General features: G+C 39.3%; 17 protein-coding genes. 4 read left to right on the top strand and 13 right to left on the bottom strand.

What is annotated here, in order from left to right; genetic code table 11:
* Positions 1 to 55 precede the first annotated feature (55 nt).
* Together BM179_RS20050 and BM179_RS20045 are read left to right on the top strand one after the other, a co-directional pair.
* A complete protein-coding gene (locus BM179_RS20050) occupies positions 56 to 1,456 on the top strand; it encodes a sensor histidine kinase (protein WP_092018959.1) in 1,401 nt (466 codons plus the stop codon).
* 14 nt (positions 1,457 to 1,470) lie between these two features.
* Positions 1,471 to 1,914, top strand: a complete 444-nt coding sequence (locus tag BM179_RS20045) for a response regulator (protein ID WP_092018958.1) — start codon at positions 1,471 to 1,473, stop codon at positions 1,912 to 1,914.
* Positions 1,915 to 1,940: 26 nt separating this feature from the next.
* Here the strand turns inward: BM179_RS20045 and BM179_RS20040 are convergent, their stop codons facing one another.
* The 4 genes from BM179_RS20040 to BM179_RS25100 all read right to left on the bottom strand — a co-directional run bounded on the left by BM179_RS20040 (position 1,941) and on the right by BM179_RS25100 (position 4,192).
* The gene (locus BM179_RS20040) at positions 1,941 to 3,068 is read right to left on the bottom strand and encodes an AI-2E family transporter (RefSeq protein WP_092018957.1); all 1,128 of its coding nucleotides are present in this window, start codon (positions 3,066 to 3,068) and stop codon (positions 1,941 to 1,943) included.
* A gap of 27 nt (positions 3,069 to 3,095) precedes the next feature.
* Positions 3,096 to 3,479, bottom strand: coding sequence for a hypothetical protein (locus BM179_RS20035; RefSeq protein ID WP_092018956.1), 384 nt, complete (start codon positions 3,477 to 3,479; stop codon positions 3,096 to 3,098).
* Positions 3,469 to 3,822 carry a phage holin family protein gene (locus BM179_RS20030; RefSeq protein WP_092018955.1) on the bottom strand — a complete coding sequence of 118 codons (354 nt, stop codon included), beginning with the start codon at positions 3,820 to 3,822 and terminating at the stop codon, positions 3,469 to 3,471. The genes BM179_RS20035 and BM179_RS20030 overlap by 11 nt, the downstream gene beginning before the upstream one ends.
* 76 nt (positions 3,823 to 3,898) lie before the next feature.
* Positions 3,899 to 4,192 carry a YtxH domain-containing protein gene (locus tag BM179_RS25100; RefSeq protein ID WP_143095277.1) on the bottom strand — a complete coding sequence of 98 codons (294 nt, stop codon included), beginning with the start codon at positions 4,190 to 4,192 and terminating at the stop codon, positions 3,899 to 3,901.
* A gap of 197 nt (positions 4,193 to 4,389) precedes the next feature.
* On the opposite strand from BM179_RS25100, the gene BM179_RS20020 reads away from it, so the two are divergent.
* Positions 4,390 to 4,752, top strand: coding sequence for a response regulator (locus BM179_RS20020; protein ID WP_092018954.1), 363 nt, complete (start codon positions 4,390 to 4,392; stop codon positions 4,750 to 4,752).
* Between the two features lie 293 nt (positions 4,753 to 5,045).
* Here the strand turns inward: BM179_RS20020 and BM179_RS20015 are convergent, their stop codons facing one another.
* Positions 5,046 to 6,878, bottom strand: coding sequence for an alpha-amylase family glycosyl hydrolase (locus BM179_RS20015; RefSeq protein ID WP_092018953.1), 1,833 nt, complete (start codon positions 6,876 to 6,878; stop codon positions 5,046 to 5,048).
* A gap of 335 nt (positions 6,879 to 7,213) precedes the next feature.
* Between BM179_RS20015 and BM179_RS20010 the strand changes: the two genes are divergently transcribed.
* Positions 7,214 to 8,515: a D-alanyl-D-alanine carboxypeptidase/D-alanyl-D-alanine-endopeptidase gene (locus BM179_RS20010; protein WP_092018952.1), complete on the top strand. Its 1,302-nt coding sequence runs from the start codon at positions 7,214 to 7,216 to the stop codon at positions 8,513 to 8,515.
* A 73-nt stretch (positions 8,516 to 8,588) separates the two neighbouring features.
* Here BM179_RS20010 and BM179_RS20005 read toward each other — a convergent pair whose 3' ends face one another.
* The 8 genes from BM179_RS20005 to BM179_RS19970 form a co-directional block, all read right to left on the bottom strand.
* Positions 8,589 to 9,476 (bottom strand): glycerophosphodiester phosphodiesterase family protein, encoded by an 888-nt coding sequence (locus BM179_RS20005; protein ID WP_092018951.1) that lies wholly within the window; start codon positions 9,474 to 9,476, stop codon positions 8,589 to 8,591.
* A 79-nt stretch (positions 9,477 to 9,555) separates the two neighbouring features.
* Complete coding sequence (locus BM179_RS20000) at positions 9,556 to 12,828, bottom strand: TonB-dependent receptor (protein ID WP_092018950.1); 3,273 nt, start codon at positions 12,826 to 12,828, stop codon at positions 9,556 to 9,558.
* A gap of 154 nt (positions 12,829 to 12,982) precedes the next feature.
* A complete protein-coding gene (locus BM179_RS19995) occupies positions 12,983 to 15,277 on the bottom strand; it encodes a family 20 glycosylhydrolase (protein ID WP_092018949.1) in 2,295 nt (764 codons plus the stop codon).
* Positions 15,278 to 15,362: 85 nt separating this feature from the next.
* On the bottom strand, positions 15,363 to 16,433 hold the full coding sequence (locus BM179_RS19990) for a dipeptidase (protein WP_092018948.1): 1,071 nt from the start codon (positions 16,431 to 16,433) through the stop codon (positions 15,363 to 15,365).
* Positions 16,434 to 16,502: 69 nt separating this feature from the next.
* The gene (locus BM179_RS19985) at positions 16,503 to 17,618 is read right to left on the bottom strand and encodes a D-TA family PLP-dependent enzyme (RefSeq protein ID WP_092018947.1); all 1,116 of its coding nucleotides are present in this window, start codon (positions 17,616 to 17,618) and stop codon (positions 16,503 to 16,505) included.
* 138 nt (positions 17,619 to 17,756) lie between these two features.
* Complete coding sequence (locus BM179_RS19980) at positions 17,757 to 18,419, bottom strand: beta/alpha barrel domain-containing protein (protein WP_092018946.1); 663 nt, start codon at positions 18,417 to 18,419, stop codon at positions 17,757 to 17,759.
* Positions 18,420 to 18,499: 80 nt separating this feature from the next.
* Positions 18,500 to 19,537 carry a sugar kinase gene (locus BM179_RS19975; protein WP_092018945.1) on the bottom strand — a complete coding sequence of 346 codons (1,038 nt, stop codon included), beginning with the start codon at positions 19,535 to 19,537 and terminating at the stop codon, positions 18,500 to 18,502.
* Between the two features lie 100 nt (positions 19,538 to 19,637).
* Complete coding sequence (locus tag BM179_RS19970) at positions 19,638 to 20,108, bottom strand: RidA family protein (protein WP_092018944.1); 471 nt, start codon at positions 20,106 to 20,108, stop codon at positions 19,638 to 19,640.
* Positions 20,109 to 20,158 lie beyond the last annotated feature (50 nt).

The raw sequence follows: 20,158 nt of genomic DNA, 5'->3' as shown, positions 1-20,158 counted from the left end.
GAAAATTGGGTAATTTATTACACAGTTTTCCTTTAAATTTCTGCCAAAATACATAATGAAATATAATCTTTTCTTTCTGCGGTTTTCATTTATTATTTCTGCAATTCTGATGCTGGCGATGGCCATTTCTTCTTATAACCGTCTTAAGCAATTAATTGATAATGCAAATCTGGTAGATCATACTCATATTGTTTTGCTGACTTCGGAGGAGTTATTGTCAACGGTAAAAGATGTTGAAACCGGACAGAGAGGATATTTACTTACCCATCGGGAAAACTTTTTAGAACCATTTCATTCCGGAATCAAAAATGTTGGTATTGTATTGGGAAATCTTGGAAATCTGACAGCGGATAATTTACACTCAAGACCCCGTTTTGCTTTGATAAAAGATCTGACCTACCGGAAAATTTATCTGATGCGTGAAAATATCAGACAGGATTCCACTGGTAAAATAAGTCCTCAGACAAGATTAGGAAATCTGATCAGAAGTAAAGCGACGATGGATTCGCTGAGGATAGTGGTAAAAGATTTTCAGAATGATGAAAACTCTTTATTGCAAAAAAGATTACAGGAAAAGGGGGCTTCGGAAGAGGCGACACCGTTTTATCTTCTTATTCTGACACTTTTTACATTACTTCTGCTCAGTGTCTCATTTGTTCTTATCAACAAGGAATTACTTCGCAGGGTTGCTTTTCAGGCTGAACTGGAGCAACAGGTTGAGGCATTAAACCGTTCAAATGCCGAACTGGAGCAATTTGCTTACGTGGCTTCTCATGATTTACAGGAACCTTTGCGAAAAATCAGGGCTTTCAGTGACAGGCTTGTGTACAAGCATAAGGAAAACCTGAATGAGGACGGACGGAGTATTTTGGATAAAATCAGCGTATCGGCCGGAAGAATGCAGAACCTCATCGATGATTTATTGATGTTTTCCAGATTGGTGAATAAAAAGTCAGAAATGGTTGAGGTAAATCTTAACGAGCTGCTAAACAACATTTTGGGAGATTTGTCGGAGATGATAAAGAGTACAAAAGCTGAAATTACCATTGACAGCCTGCCAATTATTAACGGATATAGTTTTCAATTGCAACAATTATTTCAGAACTTGTTAAGTAATTCCCTGAAATTTATTAAACCGGATCAGGTTCCGCAAATAAAAATATCTTACCATAAGGTATCAGGTAATGAAATTGATGGCGTTATGTCAAGTATGATTGATGCCAGTTTCCATAAATTTGAAATTACAGACAACGGAATAGGTTTCGAGAAAGAATATGCAGAGAAGATTTTTGTGATATTTCAACGCTTGCACGGGCGTCATGAATATGGGGGAACCGGTATCGGACTGGCAATTTGTAAGCGGGTAGTATCCAATCATCTGGGATATATTTTTGCAGATAGCAAACTCAATGAAGGGACAACTTTTATCGTTTATCTGCCTGTTGAAAGTGCTTAAATTAAATCTACCTCATGAGACAAGAAGTAATAATTCTGATGGCAGATGATGATGCTGATGATCGGTTTCTGACTCAATCTGCCTTCGAAGATAACGATATAGCCAACCCTATTCATTTTGTTGAAAATGGACAGGAATTACTTGATTACCTTCACAGAAGAGGGAAATATGAGGATTTAACCGGAACTGCCTTACCAGGCTTGATTCTGTTAGATTTGAATATGCCTAAAATGGATGGGAGGGAAGCTCTTCAGATTATTAAACAAACGGCTGAATTAAGACATATTCCGATTGTAGTGTTAACCACTTCAAAAGCGGAGGCTGATATCCTGGATGTTTACCTGCATGGTGCGAATTGTTTTATTTCAAAACCAATCAGTTTTGAAGGCCTTCTGGAAATGACGAGATCTTTAGGAGATTTTTGGCTGAGAACAGCTACAATTCCTCTTAGAAAATAGCCGCGAGTTTTGCCTGGATTCCGGTTTTAATTGAGCGCCTCTTCAAGCTTTTTTTCAACGATTTGAACCTTCTCTTTAATATTTCTGAATTTCCGGGGATTCCGATGTTCAGCTTGTCCGAGGATGTAACCGTATGGTTTCAGACCGTTAATGCTGTCAAAAATTACTTTCAGAATCGCGGTTACCGGTAAAGCTAACACAAGCCCCGGCAAACCCCATAGCTGTCCACCCAGAATCAAGGCTATCATCGCAGCCAAAGGATTAATACTGACTTTCGAGCCAACAATGTAAGGTGTAATGAAATTTCCTTCGAGGAATTGTACAGACAAAAATATACCCGCCACACCCACTGCATACCAATAAGAATCTTTCGTAATTAATGCCATAATCATAGGTAAGAGAGAACCCAGTAGAATTCCTATATAAGGAATCAGTAATGAAACGGCAGCCAGAACGCCGAAAAATATAGCGTAGTCAATCCCTAAGCATAAAAGTCCGATGGTATTTAGTGTAGCAACAATCCCAATCACAGTAGCTGTACCAACCATGTATCCCTGAATTACTTCATAAATTTTAGCAATGACATTGTTCAGATGATTTTTTTCCACTTTTGAGAAGACTTTGTAAATAAAAATTCTGAAAAAATCCCGGTAATACAGAAAGAAAAATACAAAGATAGGAATGAGAGAAAGCGCTCCCAGCATGCTGGAAGTGGTAGAAAGAAAGCTGCTTAAATAAGTCCCGCTTTCATCCAGCAGTTTTTTGGTTTGGATATTAATTTCTTTAACCTGTCTGGCACGGTCAATATTAAAAGTTTCTTCAGCAGTAGTTTGAAGTTTGTCAAGAATCTCATGCAGTTTATGGGTGAAATGAGGAACATTTTCATAAAAACCGGAGATTTGCATAGTTGTAACAGTAATCAGACCCAGTACTACCGTGGTGGCCAGCAGCATAGTGAGAGAAATTGCCCACAACCTTGAAATTCCCCATTTTTCAAGACTAAGACAAATGGGGAAAAGAAGCATAGAGAAGAGAATGGAAAAGAGAAGAAGCACTAACGTACTTTGTAAGACGTGCATCCAATACACCAAAAGGGTTACGCACAGAAGTGTAGCTGCAAGCCTGAAAACATATGGTATCTGGATATTATTCATTTGATGCAGGTTTTAGGGGATACATTATTATTCACTTTTCTTTCTTTTTCTCAGCTTTTTCAACCAGTTAAATATCGTATTGGTAATTCCTTCCTGATTATCATGAACAACATTACTTGTTACATTTTTGAGAAGAAAAGGTACAATCAGGCGATTTATCCAGGAAGAATTAGCCATGAGCCCATTCTTTACAATCATATCAATTCCCAGTCCGATTCCGGTGTTGAGAATTCCGGAGTTTTTGTGTGTAAAGAAATTTCCCAGAAAATTTATGGCATTTTTTGCAGGCTGAAGCTCTTCTCTGATCGCATAGATATCCTGCCTGATGTTGTTTTTGGAATGTTCAAGAGAGGAAATAAGAACCAGTCTTTCAGCCCTGAGTTGTTCGATAGTCTCAATTTTAGCTTTCATGGTAAAACTTTCTGATTATAGAATTTACTACAGGTATTTTTATGAACGTATCTTTTATCAGATATAGAATAATGCTTAAAAAGGCATAAAATGCGGCAACAATAAAAAATCCTAATGATATATTATGAAGTTGCTGACCAATCCACCAGGCTATGCCTGTGCTTAGGAAAATAAGTCCCAGCCCTATGCTTAATCCTAAAATCGTTATGGTTGCCAGTGAAGATACAACCTCAGACGTTTTCTCGGCGGTATCTAAAACAGCTAAATTCCATCTCGCTTCCGTATAATCGGAAATGTGATCGATTAAATCTTCTGTTTTTGATTTGATTGGTTCAAGCTCCATGATTTTAAAAGTAAAATCTTAAAAACAGAGACACCCGTAACGAGTGTCTCTGAACAAATAAATGAGTGACACTAATTTAGCTTAAATGAGATTCGGCTTTTCTTTTTAGCGACTGTACTCCGTCCTCAGCATCCTCTTTCCATTGTCCTAACTTCGCTTCGGCTCTTCCTTTCAATTCACTAGCCTTCTCTGCCACATCATTTTTTCTTTTGCCCAGTGCTGCCAGTAGTTCGTCTGCCAGATCATTAGCTGACCCACGAACTTTTTCACGCAAATCGCTTCCTTTTTCCGGAGCAATTAAAATCCCGATTACAACACCGGCTCCTACTGCTGCAAGTAGAGCTAAGGCATTTCTTGAATTTGTAGTCATAGTCCTAAATGTTTTAGTTAATTACTGACTGATATTTTGAAAAAAGCATTCCATCAGGATATTTTGTAGAAAATCACCTAACTTGGGGAATATAATCCTCACACTGAGGAGGCTATCGGGAATGTTTGACAAGCAATCAGAAATTTACTGGCACAGTTTTTTACACATATTTGTTTGATTGTAGAAGCATTAATGAAATGAAAAAAGAAGATACCATAAAATCCTCTTCTGTATTAATAATTGACGATGAAGAGGACATATGTTTATTGTTGAGTACGTTTATCCAAAGAAAATCCAAAAAAGTGACTTATGCACTGACTTTGAATGAAGGGATGAAGAATTTATACGATTTACAGCCGAATGTTGTATTACTGGATAATAATCTTCCGGATGGCCTGGGAATAACCGTAATCGGAAAAATCAGGAATTTATTGCCTGGGTGTAAAATAATTATGATGAGTGCGATGGGGCATTTAAGTGAGGAGGCTTTGATTACCGGGGCGGATAATTTTCTGGAAAAACCTATCAGTTTTGAAGTATTAAGCGGCCTGATTGACTAAAAATTACCATTGAAATAAACATGATAAGGGGGACTTTGGTCCCCCTTATTCTTTTGTTGAAAATCAGAAGCAGAATATTTGAAGAAGCTTCTATATGCTCAAGATCCTATGTGCCCTATGTGTCTATGTGGTTACAATCCTATGTGTTCTATGTTCCTATGTGGTTACAATGTCTCAAAACCCTATGTGTTCTATGTTCCTATGTGGTTACAATATCTCAAAACCCTATGTGTTCTATGCTCCTATGTGGTTACAATGTCTCAAAACCCTATGTGTTCTATGTTCCTATGTGGTTACAATGTGGCTACATCCCGGTCTTGCGATAAAATAATAGCACTATAGGCAGCGATAGAAATATTGGCATAGGCGTGAAAACCCTCAAATTCACCATCAACAGCTTCCGTATCTACAGAAGTGAAATTTTCAAATTCTGCATCATAACCTTCCCAGTCACTGTTGAAACGAACTTTCCAGATGCCACTGGAAGGAAAAGCAATAGTGTAATTTTCCTGATTGGTATTGGCGAAATTCAGAATAACTACGGTGTTATCGCCTTTCCCTCCGTTCTTCCAACGCTGATAGGCTATAATTTTTTTCTCTTCATCAATCTTTAGGATTTGTGTGTGCTGACCGGTCAGACCCTCAGTCAGGTTGTCCTTATTGAGCCTTAAATGAATCAGATCTTTATGTAAGTTCATATATCCGTTGAATTTTTTCAATCTTTTCCAGTCGATCGGATCAGTATCAGAAAACCATTTATCTTCCAGTAACTCCTGCCCCTGGAACAACATTGGAATGCCCGGAGAAGTGAGAACCAATGCCACACCAAGAGAAGCTCTCTTTTTCGAATACCAGTTATTTACATTTTTAACAGCAATTTCTTCAGCAACCCTGGCTTTTCCGTTGGCAACCTCATCATGCGATTCAGTATAAATTACTCTTTTAAAAGCATCATCACTATATCTGCGCAACAAGGCCATTTCTATTGCTTCCATGCTTCGTTCTTCATCATTCTGAGTAATTAATGCTTCCCTTACAGGATGTACGAAATCTGCATCCCACTGACTCCCGAAACCTAGTCCGCATTGTTCTCCGATACTGTCAGTAATGGTATCAAGTCCGTGAAGATCTTCTGCAATGGTTAGTTTCCAGGGGAATCGTTCCGACACTTCTGAATTGATCCAACGAAGAAGACTGATGCCTTCATGCAGGATATTTTCAGGATTTTCTTCCTGATTTACCTTTCTGATGTAAGGAATCATATCCATTCTTAACCCATCAACTTTATATTCATCAAACCACATCATAGCATTGTCACGGATGTATTGTTGTACTTCCTTTCTGCCATAATCCGGTCTGGTGTCGCCCCAGGGGGTATTGGCGCGCCAGTCGTTATAAAAATATATGCCTCCCAGGTTATTCTCATTCCAGCCATCAAACTGCCAGATATCAAGATCAGAAGGTCCGAAATGGTTGTAAACTACATCCAGAATTACTGCAATGCCACATTCATGCGCTGTTTTAACCAAAGCTTTGAATGCATCCGGCCCGCCATATTCTGACTCGATTGCAAATGGATGAACAGGATTATATCCCCAGGAAAATCCTCCCGGGAATTCAAACGGCGGCATAATTTCAATGCAGTTTACCCCTAATTGTTGTAAATAGGGTAGTTTCTCAATCAAACCATAAAAATCTCCCGGTTTACCCTTGACTTTTGCATTGAAAGTTCCGGTATGGAGTTCATAGATTACAAGGTTATTCCAGCCGGGCATCTGAAATTCCTTTTGCCCCCAATCAAAATTATTCTGATCATAAATGATCGAATTTCCAACCGAATCTGTCACCTCTCTCGCATATGGATCATTTCTCTGAAAACTTCCTGAAGGCGACTGAATCTGAAATTTGTATTCATCTCCTGCTTTTGCTTCCCCGACGTTTCCTCCCCAATAACCATTTTCTTCATATTGCATGAGGTTAGCGGCCGGATCCCAATTATTAAATGATCCGACAATACTTACCTGTTCAGCATTAGGACACCAAACCCTGAAGAAGACTCCGTTTTGATGAATAATTGAACCCATTCCTTCAATTTTCTCCAGCTCCAAAAATGTGTTAGTTTTCATAATCAGTCAATTAAAATTGGTTTACTATATAGTTTATAAAAACCCGTGCCTCTGTTTAATACCTTTACAAAAAATCAAAGTGTTTGTGGGTATGATTCTGTAAATCAATTGATTGCGATTTTTATTTTGAGTGAATCTCCAGAGTCAGATCATGCAGGTTGAGCAATAGTTTATCAGAAGTCTGAGGAAGTTTTTCCCCGGATTATATACTTTCCGGAATGGATTTTCCCGATTTAAATATGTTTTTTTCAGGATGAAAATAAAAAAGAACAGGTATTCGGAAGGGTTTATTTAAATTAGTGGAATCTGGAATAACTCATAACTTCATCTTTTAAATGAACTTCAGGAAATTTTTGAAATTATTACTGGTTTTTGCCATAGTTGGCCTTCAGTTTTCTTGCAGCACGCAACGGAAATTAGTAAAAGCCTTACAATCCGATAAAGTGTTTTCGCAGAATCATACAGGTGTAATGCTTTATGATATTGCTGAAAAGAAAAATGTACTCGAATACAATGCTGAAAGGTATTTTATGCCGGCCTCCAATGCCAAACTTGTTACTTTCTATATTGCATTAAAAACCCTTCCGGATTCTATTCCGGCTTTGCGATATGTTGTTAAGAATGATTCGCTGATCTTTTGTGGAACAGGAGATCCTGCGGGATTGCACCCGGATCTGAAGAACACGAAGGTTTATGATTTTCTGAAGTCCAGACAAGAGAAACTGTTTTATACAGAGGATAGTTTTACCGGAAGTTCTTTCGGAGAAGGCTGGGCCTGGGATGATTATAATGATTATTATTCCACCGAGATTTCTCCTTTGCCGCTTTATAGCAATATTGTTCGTTTTTCCGGAAAACCTGACAAAAACCTACTGATTGAACCGGGATTTTTTAAGGATAAAACCTATAGCTGGAGTCATGGGAAGGACTTTGAAGTAAAAAGAGATGTTGGATCTAACTTATTCAGCTTTCCGAATACTCCCGCAAAAGCAGGATTTGTGCAGGATGTTCCTTTTAAAACTTCTTCTGATCTGACAACCGCTTTGTTAAAGGATACACTCAGAAAAGAGGTAAGTCTGATCAATTATACTTTAGATAATCAGGCGAAAACGGTTTACAGCTTAAGAGCAGACAGCCTTTACAAAAGAATGCTGCACCTCAGTGATAATTTTATTGCAGAACATCTTATTCTGTTAGCTGCTAACGCGCAGGGGAAAGCGCTTAATTCTTCAGAAATGATTACCGTATTGAAAAAGACTCTTTTATCCGATCTTCCTGATGCTCCCCGCTGGGTGGACGGCTCCGGGCTTTCGAGGTATAACTTGTTTACACCGAGAGATTTTGTGAAAATTCTGGAAAAAATACATGAAATCGTGCCTGAAGAAAGATTATATGATCTTTTGCCGGCAGCCGGAGTTTCAGGAACCCTGAAAAATGTGGGTGAAAACGGTGGAAAACCTTTCATTTTTGCCAAATCAGGGTCGTTTAGCAATAATTATAATCTAAGTGGTTTTTTGATAACCAGGTCGGGAAAGACTTTTGCTTTCAGTATGATGAATAACAATTTCATGAAATCCATTTCTGAAGTACGAAAAGAGGTAATCAGGTTTTTAACAGAGGTTCATGAAAAATATTAGAATAAGTAAATAAAACAATAAGTCCCTCCGAACATGTTCAGAGAGACTTATTTCTATGTTTTGTTGCAAGACTTTAAATGCCTTTTGCTCTATCCGGATAATCAGTAATAAGTCCATCCGCTCCGAGCGCTTTGATTTGTTTCATTTCCTCAATTTCATTGACAGTCCAGGGAATAACCTTTACTGATTTTTCATGACAGGCGTCAACTTGTTCTTTTGTGAGGTTTTTAAAATAAGAGCTGTAAACATCAGGCAGAAAACCAAGGTCTTTGAACGTATTTGCTGGAGACTTTGAAACAATTAAAGCTGATAAAACAATCTTCTTATATTTCCCTGCGTCCATTTGTTTTTTCCAGTGCTTCAATACATTAAAATCGAAGCTTTGTAAAATAACCCGGTTGGCAGGTAGTTGTCTGATGATTTCCTGATAAACTAAATCCGAAAATTCTTCAACCGTATTGGGCTGTGAAATGCCATATTCCTTTTCTTCAGACTTGATTTCTATGTTATAATGCACAGATTTTAATCCTTTTTCTTTGATATAAGCTTCGCAGGCAGCAATCATATCTTTCAGTAAAGGTTTAAAAGTTTCCTGTTTCTGTTGTTGCGGAAACTGTGTATTTCCTCTTTTCCCGGAGTCATATTTTCTGATTTCGTCAGCAGTCATCTGAAAAAGATTCAGCGATTTTTCTTCCTCCTTCGTTACGGGAGTGCCATCTGGTTTACTAACATATAATGCGTTCATGTAAGGCTCATGTGACACGACAACCTGCTTGTCTTTCGTGATACAAACATCCAGTTCCAGCGTAGAAACCCCTAAATCAAGTGCTTTTTTAAAGGCCGGAATGGTGTTTTCGGGCATGAGGCCTCTTGCTCCTCTATGACCTTCTATTTCAAAGGTTTGTGCTGTTGTTGTCAAGGCAATGGCAGAGAAAAGGGTGAAAAGAGCGATTTTCTTCATTTTTTGAATGGTTGGAGAAAACAAAAGCTCTTATCAAAAGAGCTTTTGTTTTCTAAATGTATAATTATTTTATGATTTTTTAAAACTCATATCTCGCCCCTAACTGTACTTGATAAGTACTTGTGGCATTGTTAGGTACTAATTGTCCGAAAGTAGGGTTAACCTGATATGCGTAAATAGTGCGTCCCTGTTTCAGGGCGAAAGGATCGAGACCCATTGCTTTTAATAACTGTTGGTTTCCTGAAGACACGACCATTTGTTTTCCGGCATTTTTATCAAGTAAATTGGCAAAATTGAATACCTGAGCCTGTAAAACCAATCTGTTTTTACCGATGTTTTTAAAGATGCGGTTGTCGATTGTATAAGAAACGCTGATATCCACATTATGCCAGAATGGATTGTAGATTTCATTACGCTTAGCCATCTGACCTAAGTGACTTTTCAGATAATCACTGGCAGTATTGTCAGCATTGTTCATCAGTTTCACTAAATCAGCAGCAACCTGTTTTTCATAGATCGTCGCATTTGGATTAGCATTGATGGTAGCCGGATCAAAGATGAAAGCTCTTTTGTTGTTGTTAATGGTCAGACTTGAACCGTCTCCTGTAATGTCTCCGAATACAACCGGAGTCCAGGGGTTACCTGAAATTCCTACATATTTAAACCCGAAGCGGAATCCATGCCATTGAGGGCTAAGACCGTAAACAACAATTTTATTGCGGAAATCAGTATTGGCACCACCTCTGTTTACGTCAAGTGCTCTTGGGTCATCAGCAATGTTACCACTGCTGTAAGTTGTTCTGGCAATACAACAATTGTAAGAGTTATCGTCTTCTGAGTTATTTATAGTAAATGAAGCGCTGATTAATCCGTTATTTGGTAAAACTACACCACCTTCAAAAGTTACGCCTTTCTGCCATAAATGAGCATCTCCGTTAAGGGCTAAAACGCGGCTTAATTCCGGATGAGCAGTTACGTCAGCATAATTGATCGGATAAGTAACAACCTTAGGATTCGTTTCTGCGGCAACCTGAACTTTGTCAACCGGAGCAAAAACACCACGTCCTCCTTCATTGTCCAGACGGAAATTTGGCTGATCTCTAAGGTTTAAATCTACATAACGATAGTTATTTGTGGTGTACGCATAATAAACATTGGCACCAACAAAGTACATTTTGTTGAAAAACTGCTTGAAAGAAGCATTGGCTTTGTAAGTAAGCGGTGCTTTGAAATTATCACCGATCAGGTTTACATAGGCTGGAGGCAGCGCTGCTCCGGCAGGAACACCCGGTACATTGTTGATGTCCTGACGATATGCAGGATAATCCGGTTTCGGGATTGCATTAGAAGGATAAACCACATTGGCAAGGTTTACACCAGATTGCAGAATATTACTTAACTGAGCCCAGTGAACGATATTTGCTGAATACGAACCCCCGCCGATCTGGAAAACAGAGCTTTGGTCTCCCTTAATATCGTAAGTAAACTGAACTCTTGGCTGGATATTGGTATAGTCGCTCGCTACAACATCTGTTCTTTTCCCCAGCACTTTATCTACCAAAGGATTATAGGCAGGTTTTGAATTGAAAATGGTAGCATCCCAGCGTAATCCGGCCTGTAGATTCATTTTAGGATTAATACTGTATTCCATTTGTGCATAAGCTGAAACGTCGAACGCTGTCTGATCCAGATAAGGAGAATAACCGCTTTCCGGTTTCAAAGGTACCAGACGGGTATAAGAAACAGGTTTCAGATTATCCAGATCATCTAAGCTGGCAAATTGGAATAAACCACCTTGTTCATTTGAATTAAGTGTATGGGTAAAAGTAATAAGGTTATCCGTTCCAAAAGTGAAATTGAATTTTCCGGTTTGCAGGTATAAGTTTTCAACCAATTGTAATTGCTGTTCACCTTGTTTTTCAGGGGCAATACGGTTTCCGCCAAATTGAAAGGTTTTTGTCACATTTGTACCATCCGAAAGCGTGGAAGCGATGTTTACAAAACCTCTTGGTAAATTGCTGTAAGGAATGAAATCCCTCTGAGCTTTCAGGTACTGTAATTTTAACTCGTTATTCACTTTACTGCTCAACTGACTTCTTAAACTTAAAGTTGTTGAAAAAAGAGAGATTTCATGACTTCCGTAAGATTCTTTAACCGCTGCATTATCCGGAGAAGCATACGCAGAAAAATCGCTGTTCTGACTTGAATAATTAGTTCTTAATGTCAACTTATGAAATTTGTTGATTTGCCAGTCGAGACGGCCGAAATAAGTACGGCTTGCTGGTTTTACAGAGAAAAGACCTGTTTGAGAATCCTTATCTTTCAAGCCGTATTTTGCTGTAAGAATGTTTAAAAAGCGATCTAAATTAGCTCTTGAAATCCCTTCAGCTTTTTCAGTAGTCAGATCAGTAACACTTAAAACAGAGATTGGCTGGCTGCGGTCTTCAGAGTCAAATGCAACAAAATAATGAAGTTTATCCTTAATGATTGGCCCTCCTAATGAGAAACCGTACTGGTTGATGTTAAAATCTTTGATTTGACGACCCAGATAATCCTGACTTGAAGTAAGGCTTTGGCTCCTGTTGTAAAGGAAAGCCGAACCTGTTAAAGTGTTTGTTCCGTTTTTGGTGATAACGTTGATAGAACCACCACCCTGACGGCCCTGCAATACATCGTAGTTGTTTGTTGAAACTTCGTATTCTTTTACAGCTTCAATAGAAACGGTAAAGATCGGAAGCAAACCACCGTTCATCATAAAACGCTGATTCATTCCGTCAAGTGTTACACCCGTTGAGCTTTCTCTCGTTCCGCCCAGGCCAATATTGGGGTTATTGGAAGGAGAAACACCTGATTGTGGAGAAAGGTTAGCTAAATCCTGGAAACTACGGTTGTTTACAGGTAATACTTTTAATTCCTGTACTCCCAGTTTTTTAGCAGTTCCAAGTGGTGAAACTTTTGCAAAAATATCATCCTGAGGTCTGATGACAACTTCATTAAGCTCTGTGTTTTTATCAGATAATTTGAAGTCAACTTTCAGCGCTTCACCAATACTGATGGTATAACCTGAGCGCTTTTCTGTTCCAAAACCTACACTGCTTACTGTAATGGTGTAAGGGCCACCCAGAGCAACGTTTTTAAATTGATAATATCCTAAGTCATTTGCTACTGCACCATCAGTGAAACCTGTCGATTCATTCTTCAGAATAACAGAAGTTCCAGGAAGTGTTTCTCCGGTAGAGGCAGACTTGATAAATCCGCTGACAGAGGCATTCGTTTGCCCGAAAAGGTGAACCTGAAAGACCAGGAAAGAAAATAAAAAGAGAAGGAGTTTTAAAGAGTATATCTTTTTCATGTCTGGCGTTGTTGGTTAAATTGAGTTAAACGCTGACAAATGTAGATGAGTAAGAAAAAATGGAGATTAAGGCGGGATTACTTAACTGTTAAATGTTTTGGGAGTATTCTAAGATAAATTTGAAGAGACGCCTTTTGGGCGTCTCCTGCTTGTATTAATTAACATAAATTTCGTCGATCATTAACCAGGCTTTGTTCCCTGCACCGTATTCTCCTTTAGGAATGATGCCTTTGTTTTCAGCTTCAATTTTGATAAACCGGGCTTTGGTCAGAGGAACAGAAGCGCGTACTTTGTTAACCGCATTTTCCGGAAATGTCTTCTGGCGATACACTTCTTTATAATCCTTACCATTTTCAGAAAGATAAAATACCAGTACATTCGGTTCCCACATTCTTTGCCAATGGTATTTGAGAATGTTTAACCCAAGTTTCTGAATATTCTGAACAATTCCTAAATCAATTACCGCTTCGAAGTTCTCTCCGCTGAAACCGGACCATTGCCCGTCATTATAACGTAGACTTCCGGTAATGCCGTTTACTAAAGCCAAAGGGTCTTTGGGATTGAAATTGCCTTTTGGTTTATTTTTCAAAGTAAGACTCTTCCCGATTGCCTTGTGAAAATCGAAAGATTGCTCAAATACTTTTCCATAAGGCTTTGTACCACCAAACAGCTGTGCCTTAAAAATCGTAGATTTTTCTACAAAAAAATCATTTTTGAATACCTTATCATTCATTCCCGGATTTTTCCCGTTTGTTGTGTAACGGATGTTTGCCTGAGGAAGCGTTGAAGATAAATGAACAGAAACTTTTCCGTCATTATGAGTGGTGAAAGAAAAATTCAGTTCTTCAAAACGATCAAAGAAATTCACTTTTTTGTCACGAAGGATTATTTTATGAAGACGAAGTCTTTTTAGGAAATCTTCATAATTTTTATGCGTTTTAGCCGACCAGCCTGTTTCTGAAACAGCTATGGCTCTTGGGAAAACCATGTATTCAACCTGTGCCTGGTTGTACAGATACTCGCTCCATATATTAGCCTGAATGCCCTTTATATACTGATATTCTTCAGGTTTCAGTTCTCCGGGTACCGGGTCATAATCATAGACTTTTTTCAAAGGAGTAAAACCTCCGGCAGCTATGGGTTCATTTGGATTAAGTGATTGATAGTAGTCGAGATATAAGTGGCTTTCAGGAGACATAATCACGTCATGCTTTTGCTGTGCTGCGGCAATACCTCCTTCTTCTCCCCGCCAGCTCATTACTGTAGCTTTCGGACTCAGTCCTCCTTCCAGAATTTCATCCCAGCCGATTATCTCACGCTGTTTACTGTTCAGGTACTTTTCCATCCGGCGGATAAAATAGCTCTGCAATTCATGTTCATCCTTCAGGTGCTCATCTTTCATGCGCTTCTGGCATTTCGGACAGATTTTCCATTGTGTTTTAGGACATTCATCTCCACCTATATGGATATATTTTGAAGGGAAAAGTGCCAGAACTTCTGATAAAACATCTTCCAGAAAATGAAATGTACTGTCATTTCCGGCGCAGAAAACATCGTCAAAAACACCCCAGAATGTAGCCGTTTTATAAGGACCTCCCGTACAACCCAGATTCGGATAAGCAGCCAGTGCCGCCATTGCATGCCCCGGCATCTCGATTTCCGGAATAATTGTCACGTATTTACTGCGGGCATATTCTACTACTTCTTTAACTTCCTGCTGTGTATAAAAGCCTCCGTACTTTTTACCGTCAAAACGGTGCGGAGAATCTTTTTTATGCCCGATAATTGTTTCGTCCCTGAAAGCGGAAACGCTTTGAAGTTCAGGATATTTTTTAATTTCTATTCTCCAGCCCTGATCTTCTGTCAGATGCCAGTGGAAAGTATTAAACTTGTAAAATGAAAGCAGATCAATGTATTTTCTGATAAATGAAACCGGAAAGAAGTTTCTTCCGACGTCCAGATGCAGGCCTCTGTAGCTGAATCTTGGTGAATCTTTTACGGCACAACCTGGTAATTGCAGGCCTGCAGAAGAACTTTGATTAAGATACAAAAGCTGAATCAGTGACTGAATGCCATAAAAAACGCCGGCTTCATCATGTCCGGTTATCTCCACTTTGTTTTGGGAAATTCTGAGAAAATAACCTTCTTTTTCAGGTACTTCAGTGGCATCAGTTTCCAGAGAAATGACATTTTCCTTTTTATTTTCAGAAGAAAGAACAGCAAAATGCCCGAGGTGGCTGATGGCTTGTTTTAACAGATCAGCAGAAGGCTGAAGAGATTGCCGCGAAACAAAAATGGCAGTAGATTTATTAAGCTGAAAATGTTCATCCGATGGTACGAGAGAAGCTGGCCTGGGAATAATCGGAAAAACAGTGTTTTGGGAATGCTGGGCAAATGTTCCGTAAGCCAGCATAACAAAACATATTATTAAAAAGCGCTTTTTGTACATATTTTAATAAAATTGATGGTAAAAAACAGGCTTCCTGTTGAGAAGCCTGTAACATTGAAATACCCTTAAACTGTGGAAAACAAGATTATTTCCAGGCTTTTCTTAAGAATCGTAACCAGTTCCCGTGCATTACATTTTCAATATCTGTTTGGGAATATCCTCTTTTGCTGAGCATATCCGGAATTTTACCTAAATCAGCAATGGTTTCAAGGTCATAAGGGCTTTGCTCTTTTCCAAAAGCACCATCCAGGTCAGAACCGATCCCGATATGCAGGGCATTTCCGGCAAGCTGACAGATATGGTCGAGGTGATCAATCATCACTTCCAGGTTGCAATTCATAGATTCGGGAGTTGACTTTCCTCTTACCCAGCCAGGCACCATCATCCAGGCATCCAGTGCTCCGCCTATCACCGCACCACGACTGATCAGCTCTTTAATTTGTTCGTCGCTGAATTGTCTGTTATGATTTACCAGACTACGGCATAAATTATGACTTGCCCATACATTTCCATGAAAATGATCCATTGCTTCCCAGAAACTGTCATCACATAAATGCGTAGCATCCAGAATAATGTTCAGGCGTTCCATCTCTTTTAACAGGGCTTTGCCCGGGTCACCCATAAATCCGGTTGCATCTGTACCCTGGGCATAACGGCCGGGGCCATAATGTGCGGGCCCGATCGCTCTTAAACCATAAGAATATGCTCTTTCTACATGGTCGATTGTTACGATCGAATCGGCACCTTCCAGACTTAAAATATAACCGATTGGCTTATTTTCATTAGGTGTGCCGTCATTCCAAAGTTTCAGGTGATTTTCAAGAGAGTTCAGGTCATTGATTTGAACCATTTCCCCGCATTCTTCCATGGTTTTGTACCAGGAAACCTGTGCCTGGGTTTGCGACCATGCCTGTTCCGGTGAAGCCCAGCCGGGTAATAAACTATCTGGTTTTACATATCTGGCAATTTGCGTGGCAACTACCAATCCTATATTTCCTTTTCTCAATTCAGGAAAAGCGACGGTTCCTTTCTCACGATCAGGCTTATCTGTCAATCCTTTTTCTCTGTCTCTGATTTCCTGAACGGTCAATCGCAAATCGCGATTCCACTCCATAGCATTCATGCTAAGATCGAGGTGGGCGTCAATAGTGAACATATCTGATTATGAATTTTGATGGTATAAAAGAGAAGCACGATTTTTCGTGACTAACTTCTCTTTCTTTTGTTAGTAATTTATTTTTCTGTCTCTGGAAATGACTTTCCATTCGACGCCGTTCAGTTTTCCCTTTTCAACGATGTATCCTCTTTCGTGAAGCGCGCAGGTAGGGCAGATATGAATCGGCAAACCATAAAAAACATCACCGATTTTAAAAGTATGATTCTCCGGTGTTTCAAGTACAAGATGTTCTTCACTCTGACCGATAAACTTTAAGTCGGGTGCATTCAGAAAGAAAACTCTTCTGGAAAGATCATTTTCTGCCGCAATTGATTTATGTCCCAGGTCAAGACAAATCTTGTTTGAATCAGGAATAGAGATCACTCTTGAAATCACCAGTGCAGCGGTTAAAAATGCCTGTTCCGGAAAAGAGCTTTCATAACCTTTGTCCCAATACACAAATGTTCCCGGACTACATTCTACCTTTTCTCTTTGTGCATGAACCGGGAAAGTAGGAGTCCCTCCGGCCACAATTTTAGGTGCCGGAAATCCTTCCTGCTGAATTTTTTGAACCAACAATTCTACTGGTTCAAAAGCTTTATCACAGTTTTCCCTGCGTACTTCTAATTCAAAATCTCTGATATTTCCATCATAAATATGAAGCCCGGCGATTGTGACATTCGGTAGTTTTTGCAGGGCAAGAAATAAAGGAAATGCTTTCTCCGGAATAATACCTGTTCTGTTCATTCCAGTGTTCAGGTCAATGAATAAAGGAATGGTCAGCTGATGTTCTCCGGCAGTTTCTGAAATATTTTGCCCGATTTCAAGGTCATCTACCAGACAGGAAAATTGTGTTTGGGGAAAATGTTGAATTAAAGTTAAAAACCTGAGAAATTTTGCGCCGACCGGCTGATATGCCAGCAGAACATCTTTCGCACCGGAAAGGGCTAACATTTCTGCTTCTGCAATCGTGGCGCATTTAAACTTCTGAATACCAGCTTCCAGTAATAGTTTTGTTACTTCAACCGTTTTATGGGTTTTTACATGAGGACGAAGTCTTGTCCTGTCATCAATCATTCCGGTAAGTAATCGGATATTTTCTTTTACTCTTTCCGGAAAAATGACCAATGCCGGTGTATCCAGTTCCTCTATATTTTCAATGTTGTACCAGTTAATTTCGCTCATTTGAATATTAGTCTGAAAATAAAACGGAAATCAGTTTAACAGGAATGCTAAAATTTTAACCCATAGTCATAAAGAGAATGGGTTATAGGTCATATTGTTGATTGTGTATTGTTTGGGTCGTATTATTTACTTGAGGAATTACGCATTTCTGACCTTTTTAATAGTTTCCAACAACGTGACTACTCTTTCTTTTGTTTTTTCAGGGGATGCTAAAATGTCTTTTGAGAAAAGATTAGAGCCAATTCCCACGCAGCTGATACCAGTGGCAAACCAGCCTTTAAGATTTTCTTCTGCGGTAGTAACTCCTCCTGTCGGCATGACGTTGATCCAGGGGCAAGGGGCTTTTATTGCTTTTATGAAAGCAGGTCCTCCCAAAGTTTCTGCCGGGAATATTTTTACTAAATCTGCACCTAAATCATGTGCACGAACAATCTCTGAAAGGGTAGAGGCTCCCGGACACCAGAAAATGTCATTTTCCCGGCAAAATTTACCAACCTCTTCACTCAGCATTGGGGCAACAATAAATTCTGCTCCGAGAGCGAGGTATTTTTGAGCATCTTTAACGGTAATAATTGTACCTACCCCGATAATTAATTCAGGTAAATATTCATCGGCATATTTGCGGAGCGCCGTGAAAACCTCCGGAGCATTGTCTGTTCTGCTGGCAAATTCAAAGACTCTGATGCCTGCTTCATAGGAAACTTTCGCTACAAACTTGCAAAGTTCTGCATCGGGATTTGTGAATAAAGGCATAATGCCCTGTTCTTTCAATAAAGTGGATATTTGTATGCGCTTATTCATTTTTCTGTAAATTGATAGGAGGAAAACGAGGTGATTTTTTGTCAATTATCCCGGCTATTCAGGGTTTATCATATCGTCTCTTACCTGAGAATCCTTCCTGAAATTCCGCTTTTAACAAGGGATTCTACTTCTTCTTTTCTGATAAGAGCAAAATCACCTTTGATACTTTGCTTAATTACTCCGCAGGCCGTTGCAAAATTGATTGCTTCAGAAGGTTCATAATTGTTAATCCTTGAAAACAGCAGACCCGCTGTAAAAGCATCGCCGCTGCCAATCTGATCTGTAATGGCAGGAAGGGTATGGATTTTAGAAAAATGTAATCCTCCTTCGTGCATAATTGCGCCGGAGTATTGATGCAGGAAGTTCTCCCCGGATTTTCTGAAACTCATCCCGAGGGTTTTTAATGAGGGGATATGCTGTTTCAGGGCATTGGCACATTGCTCAAATCTTACCTCTGTTTCGGCATTTTTATCGGTTTCTACTCCTAAATAAACATTGGCTGAATCAAGGTCTGCGACTACCATATCGCTGTATTGAAGCAGTTCAGGCATAATCTCTGAAGGATGTTTGCCATAATCCCATAAAGTAGAGCGGTAATTAAAATCGGCAGAAATGATCAGTCCCATTTCTTTGGCAGCCTGAATACCTTCTTTACAAACTTCCATGGCACTTTCGGAAACAGCAGCTGCAATACCTGACCAATGAAAATATTTAGCGCCGTTCAATGCCTTTTTCCAATCAATCTCTCCCTTTTTTAAGGTAGTAAAAGCTGTATTCTTACGGTCATAAATTACCCGTGTGGTACGGATGGAGTTTCCGTTTTCAGTAAAATAAAGTCCCAGTTTCTGACCATTCCAAAGTATTGATGAGGTATCAATGCTGTTTCTTTGAAGGTGGTCTGCGGCAGTATAACCCAGATCATTTTCCGGTAAACGGGTTATGTAGCGTGTACTTACTCCCAATCTCGACAATAAGACGCAGACATTTGCTTCGGCTCCTGCGTAATAGGTGTCAAAGGAATCCGCTTGCGCAAATCTCAATCCGTTGGGGCAACTCAATCTCATCATCAATTCGCCAAAAGCTGCGACTTGCGGATTAGGATTGTGAATAAAAGACATAGCTTTTTAATTTTGGAAATTTGTTTTGAATAAAAATGAACAACAGGAAGGAGTTTATCCACATTAGAGAGATATCTCCTTCCGGGTTCCTTATTGCAATTTAATGTAATTCGAATAATGCTTCAATTTCCACGGGAATATTATCAGGTAATGTCCCCATACCAACTGCACTTCTTACACCGATTCCGTTTTCTTCTCCCCAGATCTGCGCAAAAAGTTCACTACAGCCATTAATAACATAAGGGTGTCTTTCAAATTCAGAGACACCGTTAACCATTCCTAAAATCTTGATAACTCTTTTTACTTTATCAAGGCTTCCCACATGGGTTTTAATAGTTGAAAGAATGGTAAGGCCTACCTGACGAGCGGCTAATTTCCCCGCCTCAATGTCCATGTCTCTTCCTATTCTTCCGATGATCAGGCTCTTATCATCCTGAACCGGACCATGCCCGGAAACATATAAATATTTACCGTCAATCAAAAACGGTTTGTAAACGCCAAGAGGTAGAGGTGCCGGAGGTAAGGATAATCCGAGTTTTGCAAAAGACTGCTCGGGTGTTAGTTGTTCCATTTTGTAATTAATTGGTTTTGTTTTAAAAATTAAAGTTGAGATTGGTTTTT

Origin of the sequence: Pseudarcicella hirudinis, assembly GCF_900115665.1 — a bacterium.
GTDB classification, from domain to species: Bacteria; Bacteroidota; Bacteroidia; order Cytophagales; family Spirosomataceae; genus Pseudarcicella; species Pseudarcicella hirudinis.
Note: the sequence above shows the minus strand (reverse complement) of the source record. Positions and strands in the feature narration are given on the sequence as shown.